At 44.2% G+C, this 24,859-nt stretch carries 23 protein-coding genes; 5 read left to right on the top strand and 18 right to left on the bottom strand.

Going from position 1 to position 24,859, the window contains the following annotated elements; genetic code table 11:
• Nucleotides 1-200: 200 nt before the first annotated feature.
• Nucleotides 201-650, top strand: a complete 450-nt coding sequence (gene yfbV / locus AV939_RS06665) for a terminus macrodomain insulation protein YfbV (RefSeq protein WP_057792258.1) — start codon at nucleotides 201-203, stop codon at nucleotides 648-650.
• A gap of 107 nt (nucleotides 651-757) precedes the next feature.
• Here the strand turns inward: yfbV and AV939_RS06660 are convergent, their stop codons facing one another.
• The 3 genes from AV939_RS06660 to AV939_RS06650 form a co-directional block, all read right to left on the bottom strand.
• Entirely contained in the window at nucleotides 758-1,225 is a 468-nt protein-coding gene (locus tag AV939_RS06660; RefSeq protein ID WP_057792255.1) for a SprT family zinc-dependent metalloprotease, read from the bottom strand.
• Nucleotides 1,226-1,289: 64 nt separating this feature from the next.
• Nucleotides 1,290-3,155, bottom strand: coding sequence for a signal peptide peptidase SppA (gene sppA, locus AV939_RS06655; RefSeq protein ID WP_057792253.1), 1,866 nt, complete (start codon nucleotides 3,153-3,155; stop codon nucleotides 1,290-1,292).
• 101 nt (nucleotides 3,156-3,256) lie between these two features.
• Entirely contained in the window at nucleotides 3,257-3,466 is a 210-nt protein-coding gene (locus AV939_RS06650) for a hypothetical protein (RefSeq protein ID WP_057792252.1), read from the bottom strand.
• A 60-nt stretch (nucleotides 3,467-3,526) separates the two neighbouring features.
• Between AV939_RS06650 and AV939_RS06645 the strand changes: the two genes are divergently transcribed.
• On the top strand, nucleotides 3,527-4,144 hold the full coding sequence (locus AV939_RS06645) for an HvfX family Cu-binding RiPP maturation protein (protein WP_057792250.1): 618 nt from the start codon (nucleotides 3,527-3,529) through the stop codon (nucleotides 4,142-4,144).
• 94 nt (nucleotides 4,145-4,238) lie between these two features.
• The gene (locus AV939_RS06640) at nucleotides 4,239-4,790 is read left to right on the top strand and encodes an NAD(P)H nitroreductase (RefSeq protein WP_057792248.1); all 552 of its coding nucleotides are present in this window, start codon (nucleotides 4,239-4,241) and stop codon (nucleotides 4,788-4,790) included.
• Between the two features lie 204 nt (nucleotides 4,791-4,994).
• On the opposite strand, the gene AV939_RS06635 is transcribed toward AV939_RS06640, so the two are convergent.
• Together AV939_RS06635 and ansA are read right to left on the bottom strand one after the other, a co-directional pair.
• Nucleotides 4,995-5,837, bottom strand: a complete 843-nt coding sequence (locus AV939_RS06635) for a DUF2797 domain-containing protein (RefSeq protein ID WP_057792246.1) — start codon at nucleotides 5,835-5,837, stop codon at nucleotides 4,995-4,997.
• A 9-nt stretch (nucleotides 5,838-5,846) separates the two neighbouring features.
• Entirely contained in the window at nucleotides 5,847-6,854 is a 1,008-nt protein-coding gene (gene ansA, locus AV939_RS06630) for an asparaginase (RefSeq protein ID WP_057792244.1), read from the bottom strand.
• A gap of 164 nt (nucleotides 6,855-7,018) precedes the next feature.
• On the opposite strand from ansA, the gene AV939_RS06625 reads away from it, so the two are divergent.
• Entirely contained in the window at nucleotides 7,019-8,899 is a 1,881-nt protein-coding gene (locus AV939_RS06625; RefSeq protein WP_057792242.1) for a DUF885 domain-containing protein, read from the top strand.
• 62 nt (nucleotides 8,900-8,961) lie between these two features.
• Here AV939_RS06625 and lipA read toward each other — a convergent pair whose 3' ends face one another.
• From lipA to leuS, 13 genes are all read right to left on the bottom strand, one after another.
• The gene (gene lipA, locus AV939_RS06620) at nucleotides 8,962-9,924 is read right to left on the bottom strand and encodes a lipoyl synthase (RefSeq protein WP_057792240.1); all 963 of its coding nucleotides are present in this window, start codon (nucleotides 9,922-9,924) and stop codon (nucleotides 8,962-8,964) included.
• Nucleotides 9,917-10,573, bottom strand: a complete 657-nt coding sequence (lipB, locus tag AV939_RS06615) for a lipoyl(octanoyl) transferase LipB (RefSeq protein WP_057792238.1) — start codon at nucleotides 10,571-10,573, stop codon at nucleotides 9,917-9,919. Before lipB ends, lipA begins: the two co-directional genes overlap by 8 nt.
• Nucleotides 10,574-10,837 (bottom strand): DUF493 family protein YbeD, encoded by a 264-nt coding sequence (gene ybeD / locus AV939_RS06610; protein WP_013784374.1) that lies wholly within the window; start codon nucleotides 10,835-10,837, stop codon nucleotides 10,574-10,576.
• Between the two features lie 90 nt (nucleotides 10,838-10,927).
• Nucleotides 10,928-12,112, bottom strand: coding sequence for a D-alanyl-D-alanine carboxypeptidase family protein (locus AV939_RS06605; RefSeq protein WP_057792234.1), 1,185 nt, complete (start codon nucleotides 12,110-12,112; stop codon nucleotides 10,928-10,930).
• Between the two features lie 277 nt (nucleotides 12,113-12,389).
• Nucleotides 12,390-13,289 carry a septal ring lytic transglycosylase RlpA family protein gene (locus AV939_RS06600; protein ID WP_057792232.1) on the bottom strand — a complete coding sequence of 300 codons (900 nt, stop codon included), beginning with the start codon at nucleotides 13,287-13,289 and terminating at the stop codon, nucleotides 12,390-12,392.
• Between the two features lies 1 nt (nucleotide 13,290).
• On the bottom strand, nucleotides 13,291-14,406 hold the full coding sequence (gene rodA / locus AV939_RS06595) for a rod shape-determining protein RodA (protein WP_057792230.1): 1,116 nt from the start codon (nucleotides 14,404-14,406) through the stop codon (nucleotides 13,291-13,293).
• Nucleotides 14,406-16,295 (bottom strand): penicillin-binding protein 2, encoded by a 1,890-nt coding sequence (gene mrdA / locus AV939_RS06590; protein WP_057792227.1) that lies wholly within the window; start codon nucleotides 16,293-16,295, stop codon nucleotides 14,406-14,408. Before mrdA ends, rodA begins: the two co-directional genes overlap by 1 nt.
• Before the next feature lie 14 nt (nucleotides 16,296-16,309).
• A complete protein-coding gene (gene rlmH / locus AV939_RS06585; protein WP_013784369.1) occupies nucleotides 16,310-16,780 on the bottom strand; it encodes a 23S rRNA (pseudouridine(1915)-N(3))-methyltransferase RlmH in 471 nt (156 codons plus the stop codon).
• 78 nt (nucleotides 16,781-16,858) lie between these two features.
• Nucleotides 16,859-17,176, bottom strand: coding sequence for a ribosome silencing factor (gene rsfS / locus AV939_RS06580; RefSeq protein ID WP_013784368.1), 318 nt, complete (start codon nucleotides 17,174-17,176; stop codon nucleotides 16,859-16,861).
• Between the two features lie 8 nt (nucleotides 17,177-17,184).
• Nucleotides 17,185-17,895 (bottom strand): nicotinate (nicotinamide) nucleotide adenylyltransferase, encoded by a 711-nt coding sequence (gene nadD / locus AV939_RS06575; protein ID WP_082604929.1) that lies wholly within the window; start codon nucleotides 17,893-17,895, stop codon nucleotides 17,185-17,187.
• 4 nt (nucleotides 17,896-17,899) lie between these two features.
• Entirely contained in the window at nucleotides 17,900-18,928 is a 1,029-nt protein-coding gene (gene holA / locus AV939_RS06570) for a DNA polymerase III subunit delta (protein ID WP_057792225.1), read from the bottom strand.
• Between the two features lie 2 nt (nucleotides 18,929-18,930).
• On the bottom strand, nucleotides 18,931-19,452 hold the full coding sequence (locus AV939_RS06565; RefSeq protein ID WP_057792223.1) for an LPS-assembly lipoprotein LptE: 522 nt from the start codon (nucleotides 19,450-19,452) through the stop codon (nucleotides 18,931-18,933).
• A 1-nt stretch (nucleotide 19,453) separates the two neighbouring features.
• Nucleotides 19,454-22,057 (bottom strand): leucine--tRNA ligase, encoded by a 2,604-nt coding sequence (leuS, locus tag AV939_RS06560; protein ID WP_057792221.1) that lies wholly within the window; start codon nucleotides 22,055-22,057, stop codon nucleotides 19,454-19,456.
• A 408-nt stretch (nucleotides 22,058-22,465) separates the two neighbouring features.
• On the opposite strand from leuS, the gene AV939_RS06555 reads away from it, so the two are divergent.
• Entirely contained in the window at nucleotides 22,466-24,841 is a 2,376-nt protein-coding gene (locus AV939_RS06555) for a Lon protease family protein (protein ID WP_231518625.1), read from the top strand.
• The last annotated feature ends 18 nt before the right edge of the window (nucleotides 24,842-24,859 follow it).

The following is a 24,859-nucleotide window of genomic DNA, read 5'->3' as shown; positions in this document are numbered from 1 at the left end:
AACGCTAAGTATTGGGCTTATAATTAAGCATTAGTGTTATCACTGAGCTTTTTTGCAAAAACAGCGTTTAAATAAGCATGATGTTTATACTTGTTATAATCACGAGCCAATCCGGCGTTAAAGCGGCGCTAACTGGCTATTGAATAGCAAGGATAAGGCTTCCAGAGTGCGCTATTTACTGAAGTGAAACGAGGTGGTTTATGTCACAGTCTGTGATTACAATGCTAAAAGATGGCCAGCACTACATGAAAACCTGGCCTGTCAAAAAAGAACTGTATGCCTACTTTCCTGAATGCCGGGTAGTTGCGGCCACGCGTTTTGCTATCAAAACTATGCCGCCTGCGGCAATACTTTCGTGTGCATTGTTACTTCAGAACATGGGCACAGACTATATTCCGCAAACCATCACCATAGGTGCTTTCTTTTTAAGCATTCCGCTACAAGGGTTATTGTGGTTGGGTCATCGTTCAAACCAATACTTACCGCCGCAATTAAACAGCTGGTATCAAGATATTCACAGTAAAATGCGATCGGAAGGTTGCAACGTATCGTCGGTTAAATCGAAACCGAAATATAAAGAGCTTGCGGCGTTACTCAAAACCGCTTTTAACGATTTAGATAACGTATTTACTAAACATTGGTTCCGTTAAAACTCAGTTAGGTTTTGCTGTGCCTGGCATGTTTGCTAGCTAGCGGGTTAATTACCTAAGTAACTATTAAACGAACTAAATAAGTAAGAAACGAACGAACTAAACCGCTAACTTACCGATTTCTCTTCTATCAGCACGCCATTGCATTTTCGACACTTGTACTGCGCCCCTTTCAAAATTTTATTATGTCGTCTTATTGTCAGCTGGTGTGAACTGCAAAGGCAGGCATAGCTGAACTGCTTGCCAATAACACCTTCAATATCAAAACTGTGGGTTGCGTTAGCCGGACGGTGAAATACATCAATCATGATGGCTTGCCATTCCACGCCGTGGGGCTTTACCTTCTTGAACAATTGCCAAGTAAGCAAATGACTCACTTCATGAGGAATAACATCTACTATGAATTCGTGTTCATTCTGTTTGAATAGTTCGGGGTGCAAATTAATGCGATTTTGTTGCAAAAACGCGGTGCCTGCATTTTTACCAGAGCGTCTAAAGGTAAGCGCAGGGCGGGGGAATGTGCGCTTAAAATATTTATCAGCGCGTTGGTAGCAGCCTTCTACAGCATCAGCAATATGCTGACGCTGTAGAGAGGTTAAATCATGGCTTGCTATGGTAGTACCTTACCAAAGTTATTAATTACTCTACTTGGCACTGCAAGCAAAGAATATAAGTACCCATAGGGTCGTTCAGTTCGTTAAAGATATCGAACTCGCCAAGCACTCGTTTAAATTCATTAATTAGCGCAGAGTCTGAATTAGCAAACTGCCACTTTCCAACAAACGTAAAGGCTTGACCAAAGAACTCTTTCCAAAACAGCTCTTGTGCTGAAAGTGTACGCTGAACATAGAAAGTGTCGTAGTTATCTAGTGCAGCGAATTCTGCCGCCGCATTAACTGCGTCTTCTAATGTGCCCAGTTCATCAACTAATCCTAGCTCTAAGGCATCGGTGCCAATCCATACACGACCTTGTGCAACTTCATCTACTTCATCTACCGTCATATCTCGAGCGTTCGATACTAAAGATAAGAAGTTGCCGTAACTCGTTTCAACGTTGCGTTGCAAAATTTGGCCAAATTCTGGCGCGAGAGGGCGTACTGCAGAAAAGCCTGCTAGCTCATTCGAGCCAACGCCATCACTGTGAATGCCTAAGTAATCAAGCGAGTTTTCGTACGTCATAAACATTCCGAATACCCCGATAGATCCAGTAATAGTGCTTGGGCTAGCAAAGATACGGTCGGCGTTTGCTGCAATCCAGTAGCCGCCTGATGCTGCATATGTGCTCATAGAAACCACAACCGGTTTACCAGCATTTTTCAACTCAAGTACTTCTTGGCGGATAATCTCTGAACCTAACGTGCTGCCCCCTGGCGAATCTATTTGCAGTACTACCGCTTTCACGTTTTCATCTAAACGTGCTTTGCGCAGTAAACGTGCGGTACTGTCGCCGCCAATGGTGCCAGCTTTTTGATTGCCGTTTAAAATAGTGCCCTTCGCTACTACAATCGCAACTTGGTCGATGTCACTGTTGATAGACGGTAGGGGAGGATTAACGACTTTTAAGTAGGTGTTAAAGTTAGTTACGTTAACACCGTGATTGTCTTCGTTTTCGCCCACAAGGCCAGTAAGTTCTACACGTACGTCTTCGCGGGTTTTTAGTGCATCTACCCAATTATTTTGTAAGGCGTAATTGGCAAAATCACCACCAGCTTGCTCAAACTTAGCCAACAAGCCTTCTAGTGTTTCATCAAAGTTGGAAAGCGGAATGCCACGGGCAGCGGCAACGTCTTCTTTATATTGCTGCCAGTAACCGTCTAACCATTTACGCTCAGCTTCTTTAGCTGCTTCAGACATATCGTTGCGAATAAGCGGTTCTACGGCAGACTTATAAGTACCTACACGGAAAATATGCGTAGTCACTTTAAGCTTTTCCAAGAAATCTTTGAAATACATGCCATAACGACCATAGCCATCTAGCAGTAATGAACCCATAGGATTGAGATAAACGTGATTCGCATGAGCTGCAAGGTAGTACTGCTCTTTAGTGTAATAATCACCAATGGCGTACACAGGTTTTTCAGAGGTTTTAAAATCGTTGATGGCTCGCGCTACCGTGCGAAGTTTGTCCAAACCGCCGCCAGATAAACCTTGAAGGTCTAAAACCAATGCCTTAATTCGTCGGTCTTGCTTAGCGTTTTCAATAACTTTTACCACATCACGCACAAGTACTTCTGGATTATCAGGCTCTGAACCCATGGCATCTTGTAAAAACTGTTCAAACGGATCGACACTTTCTTTTTCAATAACGAGTTGTCCGTTCAAGGTGAGTAAAAGCGCACTATTCGCTTTTACCGTAAGTTGGTCGTCTTCTTGAGAGGTAATCGCAATGATTATGCCAACAAAAATCACCAGAAAAATGACATTGAAAAAAAGCTTACGGGTGAAGTTTAAAACCGTCCACAGGCCAATAAATAAGGATTTAGTCCAGTTTCCTTTGGCAGCCATAAATTACATTACCTTCTGTTTGTTTAACTCTATTATGTTACCGAATCGAAACTAGATCGCTAACTTATTTGTAATTGTTTGTGATTGTACCGCAAAGTCACTCACTTATGGGCATTCTCGTCATCTGTGAGCCATTGTGCAATCACTTCAGCGATGTGCTTATGATCATTCGCGCTTAGCTGCATCATCAAGTCGCCAGTGGTTTTTTTATAACCTACTTTTTTGTGCCCACGAACGAATAACCGCTTAAGCGGTGATGATTTTTGCGTTCCTTGAGGTTGTTTTCTATTGTTAAGTGAAAGTTTATTCACTTCATCACGTTCCTATAACAAGACGTTAAAAACGAAGTCCCAATAACGAGGCTCTTAATAATGATAAAGCAATTATACGCGAACCTATTTAAAAAACTAAGTGTGGCGGATGGAGTACCATTGCTGTTGTTAAGGCTTTATTTAGCCCCTGTAATGATTCAGGCTGGTTGGAATAAAGCGAGTAGCTTTTCGTCCATCGTTGATTGGTTTGGTAATGAAGACTACGGACTGGGCTTGCCATTCCCGCTTGTGCTTGCATTTTTGGCCACGGCAGCTGAGTTAGTCGGTGGTATATTTTTACTATTTGGTTTGCTTACACGCTTAGTCGCTATTCCGTTAATGGTAACCATGTTGGTGGCCATATTTACTGTGCACATCGACAATGGGTGGTTGGCCATTGCTGATGCATCATCTTGGTTAGCCGATGGCACTATTTTGATGAACGACAGTGTGATGGCAGCTCCTGAGAAGCTAAGTGCTGCAAAATCTTTACTGCAAACCCATGGAAACTACGATTGGCTTACTTCCAGTGGCAGTTTGGTCGTGCTAAACAACGGTATTGAATTCGGTGCTACCTATTTTGTCATGTTACTGGTGTTATTTTTCTATGGTGGTGGTCGCTATGTAAGTATTGATTATTTCTTTCGCCCTAAATTGCGCGATAACGGCTTGAGGTAATTCGCCCCCTAAAATAGACCAGCTATGCTGGTCTTTTCTCATTATAGAACGTAGGATCTTCCTATAACGCTTTGTTCGATAATAGGATACAGAAATGGATGCACTTACGTTACTGCTCAACAGAAGCTCTCAACCTAGACTCAATGCGCCTGCGCCGTCAGGTGAAGCGCTTGAAAACATCATGCAAGCTGCACTTCGTGCCCCCGATCATGCGTGTTTAACACCGTGGCGTTTTATTGTTTGTGAAGGAAAAGGTTTAGATAAACTAGGCAGCTTATACGAGCAATCTGCTATCGAAAACGATAAATCTCAAAAAGAAATTGAACGGGCAGTGCAGTTACCACATCGAGCGCCTATGGTTGTGGTGGCCATAGCTAAACATGTTGAGCATGAAAAAGTGCCCCGCGTAGAGCAAATTGCATCAGCGTCTTGCGGGGTAATGGCAATGCAAATGGCTGCGGTAGCCCAAGGGTTCAATGGTATGTGGAGAACGGGAAGTTATGCCCAATGTGATACGGTAAAGCGTGGTTTTGATTTAAGCGATGATGACGAAATTGTTGGTTTTTTATATTTAGGTACGCCGGCGTTTGAACCTGCGCCAAAACCAGAACGTGATACTTCTGACTACTTCGAATACTGGCGCTAACTTTCAGTATTGGCGTGCTAGTCATTTGCGAGCTGGGCACTTGAGAGATGGGCTCCAGCTTCACGCCCATGTTATTGGTTTTTACAGGGTTAATGCATCAAGCTTTTCTTTACAAGCTTAGGCAGAAAGCTAACCGCGCAGATAAGGTAATTTTATCTGCGCGGATTGAGCGTGAGAGCTCGGCATTACATTTTAAGCCAGATTTTATCCTACATGCAGATTAACATTGTAGCCGGCATATTTACGGATATTGATAACACGGTCGCCATCTAGCATCCAATATTGCCCTTTAATCCCAGTAAGCACGCCTTCAAATTCTGGCGTCTTATCTAAGTTAATCGATTTAATTTTTTCAGGGTAAGTATCAACCGGGTAATGAATGTTATGCACTTCACCATCGGCTTCAGATACCGCTTGTATCCCTTTTGTCTGCTGAATTTCTGCTATTCCATCAGCAATTTTCGACAATATAGTGGCTTTAAGCTCAAGTAAATCAACCTGATCTGGCGCACTTTTCAACATAGTGCGCCAATTGGTTTTATCGCCAATATGTTCTTTGCAAAGCATTTCCACTAAGCCACTAGTGAGCCGATCTGTTACCCGTAGCATGACGGTGGCTTGGGTAGCGCCCTGATCCATCCAACGAGAAGATACGCCATCAGTAACGTGGCGAGTTATACCCACTTTTACATTACCAGTGTTAGCTAGGTATACAAAATGCTCGCTAAAGCAGTGCTCTTCGCCCCATTGGGGTTCTCGGCATGTTCCTTCATGGTAATGACATTTTTCAGGTTTGATTATACAGCTATCGCACTGAGCTAATGAAATTAAGCAAGGGTAGCAATAGCCTTGACTAAAGCTCTTCTTGGTCTTTCTATTACAATGTACGCAGTTAATGTCGCCCGTAAAATCAAGAGAAACCTTCTGTCCGATAACGGGGTTTATATCGACCTTATGTTCCCCAATAGGAAGCTGGTAGTTAACCGTATTGTTGTCGTCAGCATGCGTGTGCATTTTTCTAAGCGCACCGCTAAAAGATGTGGTCATGGTGTATTCCTATTCGCTAAGCTCGCCGCAGAGATTCTGGGTCAGCTTGGCTTTAATGGTTTCAAACGGCAGATTCTTACTTAATAAATAATGCAATTTTGCCAATGCGGCTTCCGGGGTCATATCGCTGCCAGACAACACGCCCACTTCCTGCAAACCATGCCCTGTGGCATATCCGCCCATATTCACGCGACCGCGCATACATTGGGTGCAGTTAAGAACCGGTATTTGTCTGTCTCGTGCGTACTCTAATTGGGCAATAAGCGCGGGGCTTTGTGGTGCATTACCTACGCCGTAGCTTAATAAAATAAGTGCATTAACAGGTTGTTGTAGGGTGTTTTTAAGGACTTCTGAGGATATGCCAGGGTACAAGCTCACCATACCAATAGGCTGGGCTTTTACACTGGAAACCTTAAGGGGTTTATCCGACTCTTTAGCAAGTTCACCGGCTTTAACGCGTATGTTAATACCGGCTTCAAGAAGGGGGGGGAAGTTGGGTGAATCGAAGGCGCTAAACCCATCAGCATCTACCTTACGACTGCGATTTCCCCGTAATAAGCGGTTATTAAAAAACAAACCCACTTCTGCAATAGGGAAATTAGCGGCAACATAAAGCGCGTTTAATAGATTAACTTGGCCGTCAGAACGCAGCTCTGCAAGAGGAATTTGCGACCCAGTAACAATCACAGGCTTGGTTAAATCTTCCAGCATGAAACTCAGTGCCGAAGCGGTATACGCCATGGTATCTGTGCCATGCAAGATGATGAAACCGTCGTATTTATCGTAGTTTTCTGCAATGTCGTCGGCAATGCGTTGCCAGTCAGAAGGATCCATATCCGATGAATCTATCAGGTTATCGTACTCATGCAGTGTGAATAATGGCATTTCACTGCGATGAAACTCCGGCATGTCATTCAATGTATCGCCAAGGAAGCCTGCTGCTGGAATATAACCATGATCTGATGGCTTCATTCCGATGGTGCCGCCTGTATAGGCAATATAGATATGTTTACGCATTGCGTAACCTCACTTCTTATGTGGGTTTAGGCAGAATGACGGCATTCTAACAGCCCGCAAAGTAAAGTCATCCTGTTCGCGCAAAAACCTTGTAATCAATAGGCGGTAACAGGCAATATTAGGCGGTAAATTAATAATAAATACACGACAGGTTATTTTTAATAATGAAGACAATGAAGATAAGTTTACTCAATGCTGCCATCGTGAGCGCCTTAATGGCTTTACCAGCCGCAGCGCATCAGCAAGATGGTACGACGGTTTCTACACAATTGCAGACTGCGGTTAGTGAAGTCAAAGACATCACAGACGTTAAAGCAAATAAAACAGAGGCGGAAAAATTAGCAGCCCTAACGCTTAAATTTTTCAACGAGTCGTTAGAACAAAACCCTGTGATGGCAACATTTTATGGCGTAAGCGATTACAACGATAAATTTAACGAGCCGTTAAGTGAGGCGGTTATTGCTAAATCAAAGGCTCATGAGCAAACCTATTTAGCAGCCATTAATGCTATTGATGCGTCTAAACTTAGTGGGCAAGACTGGATCAGCTACCATATTTTCAAAAGTGACAGAGAACATGCTATTGCGGGTTATCAGTTTGGTAGCCAGTACATGCCAATTAATCAAATGTATGGCGTGCATACTTTTTTCCCCATGCTGGGATCTGGCCAATCTGCGCAGCCGTTCGCTACGGTAAAAGACTATGAAAACTTCATTTCACGTACTAAAGGCTACGTCGAATTTATCGATAGTGTAATCCTGTATATGAAAAAAGGGATTGAGGAAGGGGTTGTCTTACCTACTGCTATCACCGAGAAAATGGTACCGCAATTAAGTGCTCATATAGTGAAGAAAGCTTCTGAGAGTGTGTTCTACGGACCCGTTAATCAGCTTGAGAAAAACGAAGATATTAGCGACGATGAAAAAGCGCGCTTAGCCGCTGCCTACGAAGGAATGATTACTGAAATGATTGTGCCTTCGTATCAAAAACTGCACGACTTCGTAGTAGAAGAATATTTGCCTCACACCCGCGCTACTGTAGGGTACTCAGACTTACCAAATGGAAAAGCCTGGTACGAATATAAAATTAAAGATAACACTACCTTGCCGCTAAGTGCCGATGAAGTGCATGAGTTTGGGTTATCTGAAGTGTCGCGCATATTAGGTGAAATGAAAGCGGTTAAACAAACCGTAGGCTTTGAAGGAGATTTAGCAGCGTTTTTCGATCATCTTCGTACCGACGATAAATTCTACTTTGAGTCTGATGAAGCGCTAATTAAAGCGTACACCGATGTAAAAACGGATATAGACGCCCGCTTACCAACGCTTTTCAGCGTATTCCCGAAAGCCGATTATATTGTAAAAGCAGTAGAACCTTATAGAGAAGCGTCTTCGGCTGCAGCCAGTTACATGTCTCCAGCGCCAGATGGCAGTAGACCTGGTATTTTCTATATCAACACCCGTGACCTTAAAGCCCAACCTAAGTTTAGTTTGGAAACCTTAAGTATTCATGAGGCCGCGCCTGGTCACCACTTCCAAATTGCTATTCAGCAAGAAGTGGAAGGCTTACCTTTGTTTAGAAAATTCAACGGCTATACCGTGTTCAGTGAAGGCTGGGCTTTGTATGCGGAAAGCTTAGGAAAAGAGCTGGGTATGTTTACCGACCCTTACATGTGGTACGGGCGCTTGAACGATGAACAGCTTCGTGCCATGCGTTTAGTGGTTGATACTGGGCTGCATGCCAAGGGCTGGAGCCGTGAGAAGGCTATTGCGTATATGCTTGAGAATTCGTCGATGGCTGAGTCTGATGCGGTTGCAGAGGTAGAGCGTTATATTTCTATTCCCGGTCAAGCGCTAGCGTATAAAGTGGGTGAGCGTCATATCAGACATTTGCGTAATCAAGCCACTGAAGCCTTAGGTGAGGACTTCGACATTAAAGCGTTCCACAGCAATATACTGACCGATGGGGCAATGCCAATGCCTATCTTGAGTGAGAAAATGTCGATGTGGATAGACGACGTAAAATCCAAAAGCCAAGGCGAGTAAGTTGGTCACTGGCTAAGTAAACACAAATAAAAAAGCGGCTGTGAAAGCCGCTTTTTTTATACTTATTTAACTTCTTTACCTGCTGCCTGTTGGTCAGCATGGTAACTAGAGCGTACCATAGGGCCACTGGCTGCATGGGTAAAGCCAATGTCTTTGGCGTAAGCGCCTAGAGCATCAAATTCATCAGGGTGAACATAACGTTTAACGGGGAAATGATGACGACTTGGCTGCAAATATTGGCCTAATGTCAACATGTCCACGTCATGAGCACGTAGATCACGAAGAACGCCTTCAATTTCAACGTTTTCTTCGCCCATGCCCATCATCAAGCCAGATTTGGTTTTAATATCAGGATGCTGGGCTTTGAACTTCTTAAGTAAGTCTAGTGACCACTGGTAGTTAGCACCAGGGCGGCACTCGCGGTATAAACGCGGAATGGTTTCTAAGTTGTGATTAAACACATCAGGAACACCATTCTTGAAAATTTCTAATGCGCGATCCATACGGCCACGGAAATCCGGTACTAGCACTTCAATAGTGGTAGTAGGGCTGTGCTCGCGAATAGCGTTGATACAATCAACGAAATGTTGTGCACCACCGTCACGCAAGTCATCGCGGTCCACCGAGGTAATTACCACGTAACGAAGATTCATTTCAGCAATGGTCTTCGCTAGCTTTTCTGGCTCTTCCGCGCTTGGCGGTAGCGGCTTACCGTGGGCAACATCACAGAACGGACAACGACGGGTGCAAATGTCACCCAGAATCATAAAGGTTGCCGTACCATGGTTGAAGCACTCAGCTAAGTTAGGGCAGCTGGCTTCTTCGCACACAGAATGCAGTTTATTCTTTCTTAATGTCTTCTTAATGTGGTCAATTTTATCTGTGCTGCGTGGCAGCTTAATTTTGATCCACGAAGGCTTGCGCAGCATTTCTTCCTTTTCAGTAGGAATAATGGTGACAGGAATGTGTTTTACTTTTTCGTCGTCGCGGAGTTTAACTCCAGCTACAGGTCGTGCGTTACTCATCAAAACCTTCTTTATGTCGTTTTTCCGTAATGGAAAGCGCTTCAAGTAGTAAGTCGGTAAGAAACTCACCGGCAACACTTATCGAATCAGGGCCATTCAGACTGGCGGTATCAATCATTTCCATACCTGCATAACCACATGGGTTAATGCGCTGAAACGGTGACAAGTCCATATTAACATTTAATGCCAAACCATGAAATGAGCAACCGTGACGAATTCTTAACCCTAATGAGCAGACTTTTTTCTCATCTACATAAACCCCTGGCGCATCGGGTTTGGGGTAGGCGGTAACACCGTACTTGGCCATCAAGCTTACCACAGCGTCTTCCATCGCAGTCACTAAGTGACGTACACCAAGCTTGCGTCTTCGAATATTAATAAGAAGATAAATAACCTGCTGGCCTGGGCCGTGGTAGGTTACTTGACCGCCTCTGTCGACTTGAACCACGGGAATGTCACCGGGCATTAAGATGTGTTCAGCCTTGCCTGCTTGACCTTGTGTGAATACAGGGTCGTGCTCAACCAGCCAAATTTCATCTTCAGTCGTATCGTCACGCTCATCCGTGAACGTTTTCATGGCAGCCCATGTGGGCTCGTAGCTTTGTCTGCCCAGTTGCCGAATAATGACAGAGTCGGTTAGGGTGCTCACTTATAGTACGACTCTTACAAGTTCTAACTTAGCAAGTTCAGTGTAGATAGTTTCCATATGCTCTTTGCTGGTCACTCGTACACTTACCGATACAGAATGGTAATTACCTTTGCTACTTGGCTTCACTGCGGGTGAATAATCACCTGGCGCGTGCTGCTGTAAGCACTCAATTACGTGATTCGGTAAATCGTCATGAGCAATGCCCATTACTTTAAATGTTTGATTTGTTGGAAAATCTAGAAGTTCATCGAAACGGGTATCCATGCGATATCCTTTTTATACAATCATTAAATACAAAAACGGCCCGATTATACCAATCAGGCCGCCCTTGAACTAGTGTAGCGATGCGTTATGTTACGCTTCGTCGAAGCCCAGTTGCAGCATAATGTAATCTTTAATGCGGTTAAACATGCTGCCTTCTTTCACTTCTTGCAAAGTGACAAGGGGGTAGCTGGCTACATCTTCGCCTTCGAGTTGAAGGAAAAGTGTGCCGACAACTTGGCCTTTAGCCAGTGGCGCTTCTAGTTTTTTATCTAGTTCAAAATTGGCTTCTAAGTTAGCCGCTTGGCCGCGTGGAATGGTAATGGGGGTAGATTGGTTAATTCCAAGGTCTACGGTTTCTCTATCGCCCATATAAATGCGGTGTGCTACAAAACTATCGCCAGCGTGGTAAGGCGTTAGCGTTTCATAAAAGCGGAAACCATATTTAAGTAGCTTCTTGTTTTCAACCTTACGGGCTCTTTCACTATCTGTACCCATAACTACAGAGATTAAGCGCATGTCGCCTTGTGAGGCAGAAGTAATAAGGCTGTAACCCGCGTCTGACGTATGGCCAGTTTTAATGCCATCAACGTTTAAGCTTTTGTCCCATAATAGGCTGTTACGGTTATATTGCTTGATGCCATTAAATGTAAATTCTTTTTCGCTGTAAATTTTGTACATTTCAGGAGTTTCAGCAATTAATGCACGAGACACTAACGACATATCACGAGGCGTAGTGTAGTGGTCAGGATCGTGAAGACCGTGTGCATTCACAAAATGGGAGCCTGTCATACCAAGTGCTTGGGCATGTGCGTTCATCATGCTTGCAAATGCTGCTTGAGAACCAGCAACGTGCTCAGCCATCGCTACGCAAGCATCGTTACCTGACTGCACTACAATTCCGCGTAATAAATCGCTTACCGTAACTTGTGTACCCACTTCGATGAACATTTTTGAAGAATCTGGAAATTTTTTGGCCCATGCATTTTCAGAAATGGTTACTTCGTCAGAAAGGCTAATATTACCGGCTTGCAGTTCTTTACCAATAACATAAATGGTCATGATTTTAGTTAAGCTGGCAGGTGCCAATTGCATGTCTGCGTTTTTCGACGCGATAACGTGTCCGGTTTCAAAGTCGGTTAAAAGAAAGCCTCCTGCCGCTACAGATGGAGCGGGTGGAGTAACCACTGCTGCATTAGCTGACAGTGCTAGCGCACTGAAAAGCATAAAAGCGAAGGAGAGAAAAGACGGTTTAGCGCGTTGAATTATTCTGAGCATGATTTTATTTTCTTTGACCGTTTATTATCCGTTTAAAACTGCACAGCAGGCACGCTATACAGTTATTACTACTACTTAGTTTAGAATTCTAACGTAAGGCGCATAGTTCGACTAGGGTTAAACCAAAAAGTTTAGCTGTTAATAGAGATTAGGCTACGAAACAACGAAAAAGCGCCATAAATAACAGATTTGAAACGCGTTTCGCCACATTGTCGCCACAGTTGTGACGGTTTTTTGAACGGGCGCTTTTTTGAATGGGGCTTTTGGGGACGGACGGCTACAAGGTTTGTTTTATCTTGTAAGCTTGTGGGTAGCCGTTTTGTTTAAGTTGTTCTAGCAATTCGTGGGCAAGGGCTTCATCTTCAATAGGGCCAAGTTGAAGTTTATACACATTGCCTACCACTGGCATGTGTGTTGGCACCTGATAAAGCGCCGAAAGTACGTTCGAAATAGACTCTGCTTTTTTCTGATTCGATAGCGCTGCCACTTGAATAAAGTAACCGTCTAGTGAAATTGACGTTTGTTGAAGGTTATCGCTTTGTACAGACGCATTCGCAGCCACGTCTGATGATATTGGTGCTGAGGGAAGGGGAGCAATGCCAATGTATTCATCGTAAGTTACCGTTGGGTTTACGCCAACCGTAACGTTATTTTCGGGGTCGAAGTGAATGACTTCAATTTTAACTTTTGCCGTGCCTTTGTTGTGATAACCCAATTTTACCGCCGCAGCATAAGACAAATCGATGATGCGATTATCGTGAAAAGGGCCACGATCATTCACTCGCACAATCGCTTGCTTGTCGTTATCTAAGTTCGTCACGCGTACGTAAGAGGGAAGCGGTAAGGTTTTGTGGGCAGCCGACATGGCGAACATGTTGTAGGTTTCACCATTTGAGGTTAAATGGCCGTGAAACTTTTGACCATACCAACTGGCGTAACCTACTTCTTCGAACCCTTTGCCAGACGTAAGCGGCGTATAATGTTTGCCGAGCACTTTATAAGGGCGGCTGTTAAACATTCTATATGCTTCATATTTAGGGACCGCATCCAAGGTTTCAGGCACTTTTGCCACATGGTTCGGCGCAGTATCTTGATGTTGAGTATAGCGGCCACTAGGCGCTGATTTACACGCAGCGAGTATGAATGAAGCAAACAGTATCAACAGTAGTGTGCGCATATTATCTAGACATTAGTCGTTTTTGAGTGGCAATAGACATTAGCATGCCAAAGCCTGCCATTAATGTCACCATGGAAGTGCCACCATAACTCACTAAAGGTAGTGGCACCCCTACAACAGGAAGTAATCCAGATACCATCCCCATGTTCACAAATACATAAACGAAGAAGGTTAAGGTAATACTGCCTGCCAGTAATTTAGAGTAGGCGTCTTGAGCGCGACTGGCAATAATAAGCCCACGTAAAATAACGCAAAGGTAAATGATTAATAAAACAATAACTCCTGTGAGCCCAAATTCTTCGCTGAAAACAGAAAAAATAAAGTCGGTGTGCCGTTCGGGTAAGAATTCTAATTGTGATTGGGTGCCCTGCAACCAGCCTTTTCCATCTACACCACCAGAACCTATGGCAATTTTCGACTGAATAATATGGTAACCCGAACCGAGTGGATCGCTCTCTGGGTTTAAAAAAGTCAACACCCGTTGCTTTTGATATTCTGCCATTAAAAAGAACCACATAATGGGCGCGAAACCACCTAGCAACAGAGCAACAAAACCGATAAGCCGCCAACTCATACCGGCAAGGAAAATAGCGAAGATCCCCGAGCTAGCAATAAGCAGGGATGTCCCTAAGTCCGGCTGTTTGGCAATAAGCACCGTTGGAATAGCGACCATTAAAAATCCCACCACAATATTCATGGTACGAGGGGGCAGCGTAAACTGGCTAATATACCAGGCAACCATCATAGGCACGGCAAGCTTCATTAACTCTGAAGGTTGAAAACGTATAAACTTTAAGTCGAGCCAGCGTTGGGCGCCTTTACCCATATCACCAAATAACAATACCGCGATAAGCATTAACAGCCCGGCAATATAAGCGTAAGTCGACAGCCGGCGAAATGCGCCAGGGGGAATTTGCGCAATACCTAACATAACGGCCACACTCAGTGCTAAGCGCGTAATTTGGCGTTCTACTTGTCCGGTGTCTTGTCCTGACGCGGAATACAGGGTTACTAGCCCCACTGACATAAGCACTAACAGGCTCAAAAACAGCCAGCCATCAATATGGATACGCTGTAAGAAACTGGTTTTATTTGGGTTGAGCGTGTTCTTTTTCATTATTCGTCAACCTTGCTAATTTCGGTGTCGAAAACCCGATCACGAAAATAGAAGTCCATGATTTTTTTGGCTACGGGAGCGGCATTTTTACTACCACCACCGGCGTTTTCAAGCACGACCGTCACTGAAATCTCTGGGTTTTCAAAAGGAGCAAAGCCCACATACATGGCATTGTCTCGCAAACGTTCATCAATTTTTTCAGCATCGTATTTTTCATCTTGCCCCACAGAAAATAACTGTGCAGTACCGGTTTTTCCTGCAGACTGATAGGGAGCATCAGCAAAGGTATGGCGAGCGCCACCTTCTTTACCATGCACTACGTCGTGCATAGCATTCAGAATAATATCGACATTATGTTGATTTTTAATCTCGATAGGCCGAAGAGTTTTAAGTGGAATAATTTCTACAGAGCTATCTTCATGCATGAACCCGCGAATAATTTGCGGAATAATACGCTCGCCCCGATTAACCAAGGTGTTCACTGAGTGCGATAACTGAATAGGAGTAGTAGACCAAAATCCTTGCCCTATACCTACAGGAATGGTGTCACCGATATACCAAGGCTGGTTAAATCTCGCACGCTTCCAGCCCCGGCTAGGCATATTCGCGTCAGACTCTTCATATAAGTCGATGCCGGTAAAATCACCAAACCCAAATTCGTACATAGACTCACTGATTTTATCTATACCCAGCTTATAAGCTAAGTCGTAGTAATAGATATCGCAGGATACTTCTATTGCTTTGGCGATATCTACTTCGCCGTGGCCCCACTTCCGCCAGTCTCGCCAAGTGTGCGATACATTGGGTAATTGATAGCGGCCATTATCTTGAATAGTATATTCTTCGGTAATAATCCCTTCTTCAAGTCCAATTAAGCCAAGGTGCGGTTTAATAGTGGATGCTGGTGGATATTGACCTTGAGTGGCGCGGTTTATTAGTGGGCGATCAGGGGAGTTAAGCAGGGCAGCGTAGTTCTTTCTGCTGATACCATGCACAAACAAATTCGGGTCGTAACTAGGGTTTGAAAATAGCGCCAATATCCCCCCTGTTTTTATATCACTTACAATGACCGCGCCGCGCTGACCTTCCAGTGCTTGCTGGGTAGCAAGTTGTAGCGAAAGGTCGATATTTAATACAATGTCTTTTCCAGGCACAGGTGGGTCGACGTTTAACACACGAATTATTCGGCCTTGATTGTTCACCTCCACTTGTTGGTAACCGACTGAACCGTGTAATAGCTCTTCGTGGTATTTTTCTACCCCTAGTTTGCCAATATCGTGGGTGGCGGCATAGTTATCTTCTTGCCCCGCTTCTACTAGCTTTTGAAGGTCTTTCTTATTGATGCGCGCCACATAACCCAATACATGAGTAAGGGCTTCTTTATAGGGGTAATGACGCGCTAGTCGCGCTTCAATTTGTACCCCTGGGTATAAATGTTTGCTGGCAGAAAAGAGCGCAACATCTACTTCAGATAATTTGGTACGAAGGGCAATAGGTTTAAAGCGTCGTTGGCCTTTTAAGCTGCTATTAAAGCTTTCACGTTCTTCTGGGGTGATACCCATCAATTGGGTTAAGCCATCTAAGGTGGCGTCTAAATCATTGGTTTGCTCAGGCGTGATCTCTAAGCTAAACACGGGACGGTTTTCCGCAAGCAATATGCCGTTTCTGTCGTAAATTAACCCACGGTTTGGCGCAACAGGTAACACCTTGATGCGATTTCCGTTTGAACGGGTTTGGTAAACGTCGTGTTGTTCAACTTGCAGGGAATAAAGGTTATTCAGCACCACGCCTAACATCATTACAACAATAATAAAGGCGATAGACGCACGTCTTGCAAATAAGTTTGCTTCGGCCGAGTGGTCTCGAATTGCTTGGCGCTTGCGATGCATAAAAGGCTATTCTCTCACTCGCGATGATACGGGTGGTTCTGAGTAACAGACCAAGCGCGGTATAAACTTTCAGAAAGAATAATTCTTACAAGTGGGTGAGGTAGGGTAAGTGCCGACAGTGACCATTTTTGTTCAGACACCGCAATACATTCAGGCGCTAAACCTTCAGGTCCACCAATCAAAAGACTGACGTCTCGGCCATCCATTTTCCAATTATCTAACTGTTTGGCTAATGTGGGGGTGTCCCAAGGTTTACCGGTGACTTCCAACGTCACTACACGGTTCCCTTTAGGAATAGCGGCGAGCATTTGTTCGCCTTCTTTTTCTAAAATGCGTTTAATATCGGCATTTTTGCCTCGTTTACCAGCGGGAATTTCGGTGAAACTTACCGGTAAATCGGCGGGGAAACGGCGAAGGAATTCATCTACCCCTGTGGTGACCCAGGCGGGCATTTTTGTACCTACGGCGACAATTTGTATACGCACAGTGGGTAAATCCTTTAGTACATCAAACTACCAACAAAGTTGACCGCAGCCTTTCTTATAAGTCTGCGGTTGGCTTTGTTATGACCACAGCTTCTCTAACTGATAGAAATCGCGGGTTTCATCTTGCATCACATGCAAAATAACGTCGCCGAAATCTACTAATACCCATTCGCCAGTTTCTTTGCCTTCAACGCTTGTTGGTGCTTCGTCTGCGCTTTTAGCTTCTACTATTACATTTTCAGCAATAGCAACAACATGGCGCTTTGAGTTACCAGAGCAAATAATCATGGTGTCGGTAATGGTTGATTTGCCACGAACATCCAGTTCTATAATATCGCGGCCTTTCATGTCGTCTACTTTATCTTTTACGAACTGCTTGAGTTGTTGACTCTCCAAGTGTTTCCTCACTTATTTGATAATTCTTGGTATAACCGATGTGTATGAATATAGTCTGCGACTGCCTTAGGCAGCCACTTTGCTATTAATTTCGTGGCTTGAAACTTTGCGTCATGCAATGCTGTTTCGTTCAAATGTGTTTCTTGCAATGTCGATGATGCGTTCGTTTGAACGGCGCTGCGCAATTGCGTTGATGAAACAGGGTGTAATGGGGTATCCGCAAGAAATACTAAGCCATTAGGCTGAGCATGTAGTTGCAGAACGTCCTCTGTTTTGTTGGCTTTTAACCACTCAACTAAGTCATCGGGTGGTGTAAACGTATCGCTGTCGCGACGCATTACCACTAGGTGACAGAAATCAAGCAAACGCTCCCACTCAAACCAAGACTTAAGATTATACAGGGAATCGGCGCCAATGAAAAAACAGATTGTCTTATTGTCTCTTTCTTTTAATGCACGAAGGGTTTTTACCGTGTAAGACGGCGAGGCAAGCGAGAGTTCGATAAGCTCTGGATACAAGCGTTTATCTTGCTCACAACACAGTTTCACCATGTTGACGCGATGCTTTTCGCTAACAGCCACTGCTTTATGCGGCGCAAGTTTACAGGGCATTAAACCTAATGCATCAATATTTAATTCTGACAGTAAATGAAGCGCAGGAGATACGTGGCCTAAATGGGGCGGGTTAAAAGTGCCCCCTAAAATAGCGCAAATAGCCAAGAACTTAAGCTTCCATCAAAGGAAGGTGAAAAATACCCATTGCCATAAACATCATGCATAAATGGCAAAGCTTTACGAAGGGGCGTGAAATAACATTTTGTTTAAACGCTAAATCTGCCTGGGTAAGGGCATCCTGAATTTGTAGTAGCTGCTCTATGCTAAGGCGATTCAACGCACTTTGATAGAAGCCTTGCCTGTTACGCCAAATGCCAAACTTTTGCCATTGAATTGCTTCACCATTAGCGGCAGCACTTTTCAATTTCCATAATACCTCCCACTCACGAATGAGCGCCCAAATAATAATGTTTGGCTCTAGTCCTTCACTTTCTAGGCGGTAAAGCATTTTCACGCAGCGATTGGCGTCGCCGCTTAGCATAACATCCACTAACTGAAACACGTTGTAGCGAGATTGGTCGACCATCGCTCGCTCAATTTGCGCTTCAGACACAGGCTGCTGCGGGTAAAGTAGGGCAAGTTTATCAATTTCTTGTTTTGCTGCTAACAGATTCCCTTCGCAAAAATCGGCAATCATTTTCATTCCAGCAGCATTAATAGTCAGCTGATGTTGTTTTACTTGATTGCTCAGCCATGCAGTGAGTTGTCTACCTTCTAAGGGATAGCACAGAACAGAAACGCCCATTTCATCGAGTACTTTAAACCACTTGCCACGCTGAACATCTTTGCCAATTTTTGGGCCGTGAATTAGCAGCAAGGTGTCTCGGGTTAACCCTTTGGCGACTTCTTGCAGCATTTTGCTGCCTTCAGCGCCGGGCTTGCCTGTGGGAAGTTCTAATTCAATAAACTGTTGGTTTGAAAACAACGACATGCTTTGTGTTGCTTCAAGTAGCTGATTCCATGAAAAACCGGTGTCGGCCACAAGCACTGTGCGCTCATCAAAACCATTGGCTTTTGCCGTGGTACGGATTTGCTCTATCACCTCAAATTTTTGCTGAGGCTCATCACCAAATACCAAGTAACAGGATGCTAATCCTTTACCTATCTCGCTGGGAAATTGGTTTGGGTAGAGTTGCATACTTAATCAATCAGCTTAGCGGCAGAGGCTTGGCTTGAAAGCCTACGGATAATAATGTCTGCTGCCTCGGCACGCATTTCATCAAGTACTAATTCTAGCTCTCTTGATTTTGCCAATACTTGATCGGGGTCATCTTGATAATCACGCATTACATTGAAGGTAGCCATAATGGCTTCTTCGTCAGGGAATTGCACCCGATAACGTACGGTATAAATTAGTTCGTATTCAGCAACTTGACCCGAAGCGTAAACCGAAAGCAGTCTGCGCTCTAATTTTTCGGGCAGTAAATACAAAGATACGCCGTCGGTTGACGACGCAGTATCTTGTTGGTAAACGCCATTTAACCCGTACACGGTAAGGCGGTCATGAAGCGCTCTTGCAAGCGGTGCATGAGCGCGAGCACTGTTAATAAGCACTGATTTTACATTTTCTGGAAGGCTAGGCGCACTTCTTAAATGAAATCCACAACCGCCAAGTGCAACAAGTGCACTCAATACCACTGTGTAACGGAGTAAACGGCGCATATTAGTTAGCCACTATGTTGACAAGTTTTCCTGGTACTACAATAACTTTACGTATTGTTTTACCTTCAATAAACGGCTGCACGTTATCTTGAGCTTTTGCCGCTTCTTCTATGGCTTCTTTGCTGGCGTCAGCAGCCACGGTCATTTTAGCGCGAACCTTACCGTTAACTTGCACGATAATAAGCTTTTCGTCTTCAACCAATGCCGCTTTGTCGGCTTCAGGCCAAGGCGCATGGTCGATATCATTTGTCTTACCCAATACTTTCCACAATTCATGAGAAATGTGTGGGGTAATAGGGTTAAGTAGCAAGACTAATGACTCTGCTGCTTCACGCATAATGGCAATATCTTGCGCATCTTCTTGTGGTGCTTTTTGAAGATGGTTCAATAATTCCATAATTGCAGCGATAGCAGTATTGAACGTTTGGCGACGACCTAAGTCATCAGACACTTTTTCAATGGTCTTATGTACTTCACGGCGTAACGCTTGCTGATTTTTATTTAGCGCTTTTGCATCAAGGGCAACGGGAGCGCCTTTTTCAACGTGCTCGGTAACTAACTTCCAAATACGACGTAAGAAACGGTTAGCACCTTCTACACCTGAATCTACCCACTCTAGTGTTTGCTCAGGAGGCGCAGCGAACATGGTAAATAAACGTACCGTATCGGCACCATATAGGTCGATAACTTCTTGTGGATCAATACCGTTGTTTTTCGACTTCGACATCTTCGTCATGCCGCCGTGAATAACGGCTTCACCATCGGCAGTTAGCCATGCTTTTACAATACGGCCTTTTTCGTCTTTCTCGGTAGACACTTCGGTAGGTGAGAACCACGTTTTCTTACCCGCACTGTCTTCACGGTAATAAGAATCTGCTAGTACCATGCCTTGGCATAGTAAACGCTTAAACGGCTCATCAGAATTTACCAAGCCTTCGTCACGTAATAGTTTGTGGAAGAAGCGAGAGTACAATAAATGCAAGATGGCATGCTCGATTCCACCAATGTACTGATCCACCGGTAGCCAGTAGTTTGATGAAGTTGGGTCTAGCATGGCATCGTGATTTGTGGCGCTTGCATAGCGCGCGTAGTACCACGACGATTCCATAAAGGTATCGAAGGTATCGGTTTCACGAAGGGCAGACTCACCGTTGTAAGTGGTTTTTGCCCACTCAGGATCTGCTTTAATCGGCGACGTAACACCGTTCATTTCAACGTCTTCTGGAAGTACAACCGGCAATTCACTTTCTGGTACCGGAACCGACTCGCCATTTTCCAAGTTAAGCATTGGAATAGGTGAGCCCCAGTAACGCTGACGGCTTACGCCCCAATCTCGTAAACGGTAGTTTACTTTGCGCTTACCAAAGCCTTTTTCTTCAAGTGCGGTTGCGATGTCATTAAACGCATCGTCAAACGCTAGACCATCGAATTTTTCAGAATTTATTAACGTGCCTTTTTCGGTATACGCAGAAGCAGTCAAATCACATTCTTCTTTTGCATCTGCATTAGGCGCGATAACTTGCTTAATGGTTAAGCCATATTTAGTCGCAAATTCCCAATCGCGTTGATCGTGACCAGGTACTGCCATTACTGCGCCTGAGCCGTAATCCATCAATACGAAGTTAGCTACCCAAACAGGAAGTAGTTCACCCGTTAAAGGATGTACTGCTTGAATGCCCGTATCGCAGCCTTTTTTCTCCATAGTCGCCAACTCTGCTTCGGCTACTTTGGTGTTTTTGCACTCGTCAATAAATGAGGCTAGTTCAGCATTCGATTTTGCTGCAAATTCAGCTAATGGGTGCTGCGCAGCCACTGCCACGTAGGTTACGCCGTAGAATGTATCTGGGCGAGTGGTGTAAACGGTTAATTCGTTTATATCGCTGCCGTTTTTACCTAAGTTAAAGGTAATGTCTACCCCTTCAGAGCGACCAATCCAGTTTGCCTGCATGGCACGTACTTGATCAGGCCATTCTTCAAGCTGTTCTAAGTCGGTTAATAACTCTTCGGCGTAGTCGGTAATTTTGATGAACCACTGTGGAATTTCTTTTTGTTCCACTAATGCACCTGAACGCCAACCACGACCGTCAATAACTTGTTCGTTAGCCAATACGGTTTGGTCTACCGGATCCCAGTTAACCGTTGAGTTCTTCTTATATACCAAGCCTTTTTCATAAAGACGAGTGAAGAACCATTGTTCCCAGCGGTAGTAATCTGGTTTACAGGTAGTGACTTCGCGATCCCAGTCGTAACCGAAACCCAAAGAGCGAAGCTGTGTTTTCATGTAATCAATATTGGAGTAGGTCCAATTCGCAGGCGCAGTATTATTATTAATAGCGGCGTTTTCTGCTGGAAGACCGAAAGCATCCCAACCCATAGGTTGTAGAACGTTTTTACCCTGCATGCGCTGATAGCGGCTAATAACATCACCAATGGTGTAGTTACGCACGTGACCCATATGCAAGCGACCACTTGGGTAGGGGAACATAGAGAGACAGTAGAACTTCTCTTTTTCTACATCGTCATTTGCTTGAAATGAGTTATTTTCTTCCCAGTATTGCTGAACACGTTGTTCTATATCTTTCGGGTTGTACTGATTTTCGGCCATGAAACTTAGGCTTCCGCATTATTAGAGTTAAAACGTTCATGAAACCTGCCCCCTAGAAAATTTCATTATGGGGAAGTGAGTCGCCGTTAGGCTGAATCACAATATTGCAGGTTTAACTTGCATGTAGCCGCATAGAATAACCCAGCGCTACACTTAGCCTCAATAGCTAGTGCTAGGTTAGCACGACTTTTTTACCACTACTTGTTGAAAAAGTAAGCGTATTGGCAAAGGTTTCGCTTCATAGTGGTTTAGCACATAAAAATGAATTGCTAGGATTGTTCGTTAATTCATCGATTAGAGGCTTGAAACAGTGCTTTACAGCATAAGGGTTTGACACACTAGTTAAATAGGGTTTCACTTACCCTAAAGCACAATAAACAGAACACTATGCCAGGCGAAAGCACCACTATGGCCCTAGATCCAATTGACCTAACTCCGACCATTAATCGAAAAGCAGTGAATGCTGCCTTAAAAGACGATGAAGCTCTAAATGCCACTTTTATAGGTCAGGAGCGCGCGCGAGAAGCGTTAACTTTCGGTCTTGGCATTAACGCGAAAGGTTATAATCTTTATGTAATGGGTGAACCGGCTACGGGTCGCTTTACATTGGTAAAGGATTACATTGAACGCCAAGTCGCCGTACTGCCTGCACCTGATGATTGGTGTTATATCAATAATTTTGATGAAGAGCGCGAACCCGTAGCCCTTCGTTTTCCCCCTGGTGGTGGCAAAGCATTTCAAAAAGACATTACTAATTTAATTGATGATGTGCTTGATACCTTTCCAGTGGCATTTGATAACCCTGGTTACCAGCGCCGTAGAACCAGTATTTCTCGCGAGTTCGATCAAAAATACGATAGCGCTATTGATGCGGTAGAACGTTTTGCAAAAGCTAATGATGTTGCCATGAGTGAAGATGGGGGCACCATTACGTTTTCACCTATTGTTGATGGCAAACCCATCAGTGATGCTGAATTTGCGACCGCTAGCGATGAAAAACGCCAATTCTTTTATAACTTGATAGACGAGCTAGAAAATAGACTAAGTGAAAGTTTATTAAGTTTGCCCTCTTGGAAGCGTGAAAATTCAGAGCGCTTGCGTGAGCTAGATAAGCAAACTGCCGAGCAGGGCATTAAGCCGCTATTAAAAGTGCTTGAGCACAAATACGCGTCAGATTTAGGTATTTTAAAATATTTAAAGCAGCTTAAAACCGCACTCGTGAATGCTATTTTACTTATTTTGGCTGAAGAGCAAAAAGACGAAAAAAATGATGATTTCGATAAACGTTTATTCTTAGAAGAGCAATTTTTGCCTAATGTACTGGTCGCAAATCGTTTAGATGACTCGGCGCCGGTAATTTACGAGCCAAACCCAACTTATCAAAACCTGTTCGGGAAAATTGAATACACTAATATTCATGGCAGTGTTTACACAAATTACCGAATGATTCGCCCTGGTGCTTTACATCGTGCCAATGGCGGTTATTTGCTGCTTGATGTGGATCAGTTAATAGAACAGCCCTATGTGTGGGATACCCTAAAACTTGCGGCGAAATCAGGTCGCTTGAAAATGGATTTACCCCAGCAAGATGTTGGTATGGTAAACGCAATTACGTTAAACCCTCAACCTATCGATTTGAACGTAAAGATAGTGCTGTTAGGGTCGCGAGACTTGTATTACACCTTGCAAGATTACGATGATGAATTCGATGAGCTATTTCGTGTACTGGTCGATTTCGATTTAGAAATTCAGGTAACTCGACAAGCTTTGTTCGATTTTGTGGGAAAGGTGCGCAAACATATACTGGCGCTTAATTTAACCGGTATTACCGCTAATGCCATGTGCCGGTTAGTTGAATATTCACTGCGCATGGCTGAACACCAAGAAAAGCTCTCGGCGCATTTTGCCGAAGTGATTGAACTGGTAAACGAAGCCCATTATTTTTGTGTAAAGTCAGGCGGCGAAACCCTAGAGCTTGATCATTTACGCACTGCGCTGAGCGCCAAAAAACGCAGAACAGGGCGAGTAAGCCAAACCCTACTGAATGATATTAAAGAAGGGCATGTTCTTATTGCTACCGACGGCAAAGCCATAGGTAAAGTGAATGGGCTTACGGTGCTAGATATTGGCGATACCGCCTTTGGTACCCCTGCGCGCATTACCTCAACGGTATTTGCAGGTGCAAGTGGTGTAGTTGATATTGAACGTGAAGTAGAGCTAGGGCAACCCATTCACTCCAAAGGCGTGATGCTGTTAACAGGGTATTTGGGTTATAAATATGCCCAACATTTTCCACTAACCTTATCTGCCAATATTGCCTTGGAGCAATCCTATGGGCACATTGATGGTGATAGTGCGTCATTAGGCGAATTAGTCGCATTAATTTCTGCGCTAACCGAAATTCCATGTGTGCAGACGCTTGCTATTACAGGTTCCATTAACCAATACGGTGAAGTGCAAGCGGTGGGTGGCGTGAATGAAAAAATAGAAGGCTTTTTCGACTTGTGTCAGCACCGCGGCCTAACCGGTACGCAAGGTGTGGTCATTCCTAAATCGAATGCGATTAACCTCGTGTTAGATGCCACGGTAATAGATGCGGTGAAAAAAGGCTTGTTCCACATTCATACAGTAGAAACGGTAGATGACGCTTTAGCTGTATTAATGGGGCAAGACGCCGGTACATTAAGTAGCCGAGGTCGTTACCCGAAAAACACCATTAACTATCATGCAGTGAATCGTTTATATAATATTGCACTCATGGTAAATGGTGGCGACGGCGAATAAGGGCTTTCGTAAAAAGGG

The organism is Alteromonas sp. Mac1 (assembly GCF_001562125.1).
GTDB classification, from domain to species: domain Bacteria; phylum Pseudomonadota; class Gammaproteobacteria; order Enterobacterales; family Alteromonadaceae; genus Alteromonas; species Alteromonas stellipolaris.
The sequence above is the reverse complement of the archived record's forward strand: the minus strand, read 5'-3'. Positions and strand labels throughout refer to the sequence as shown.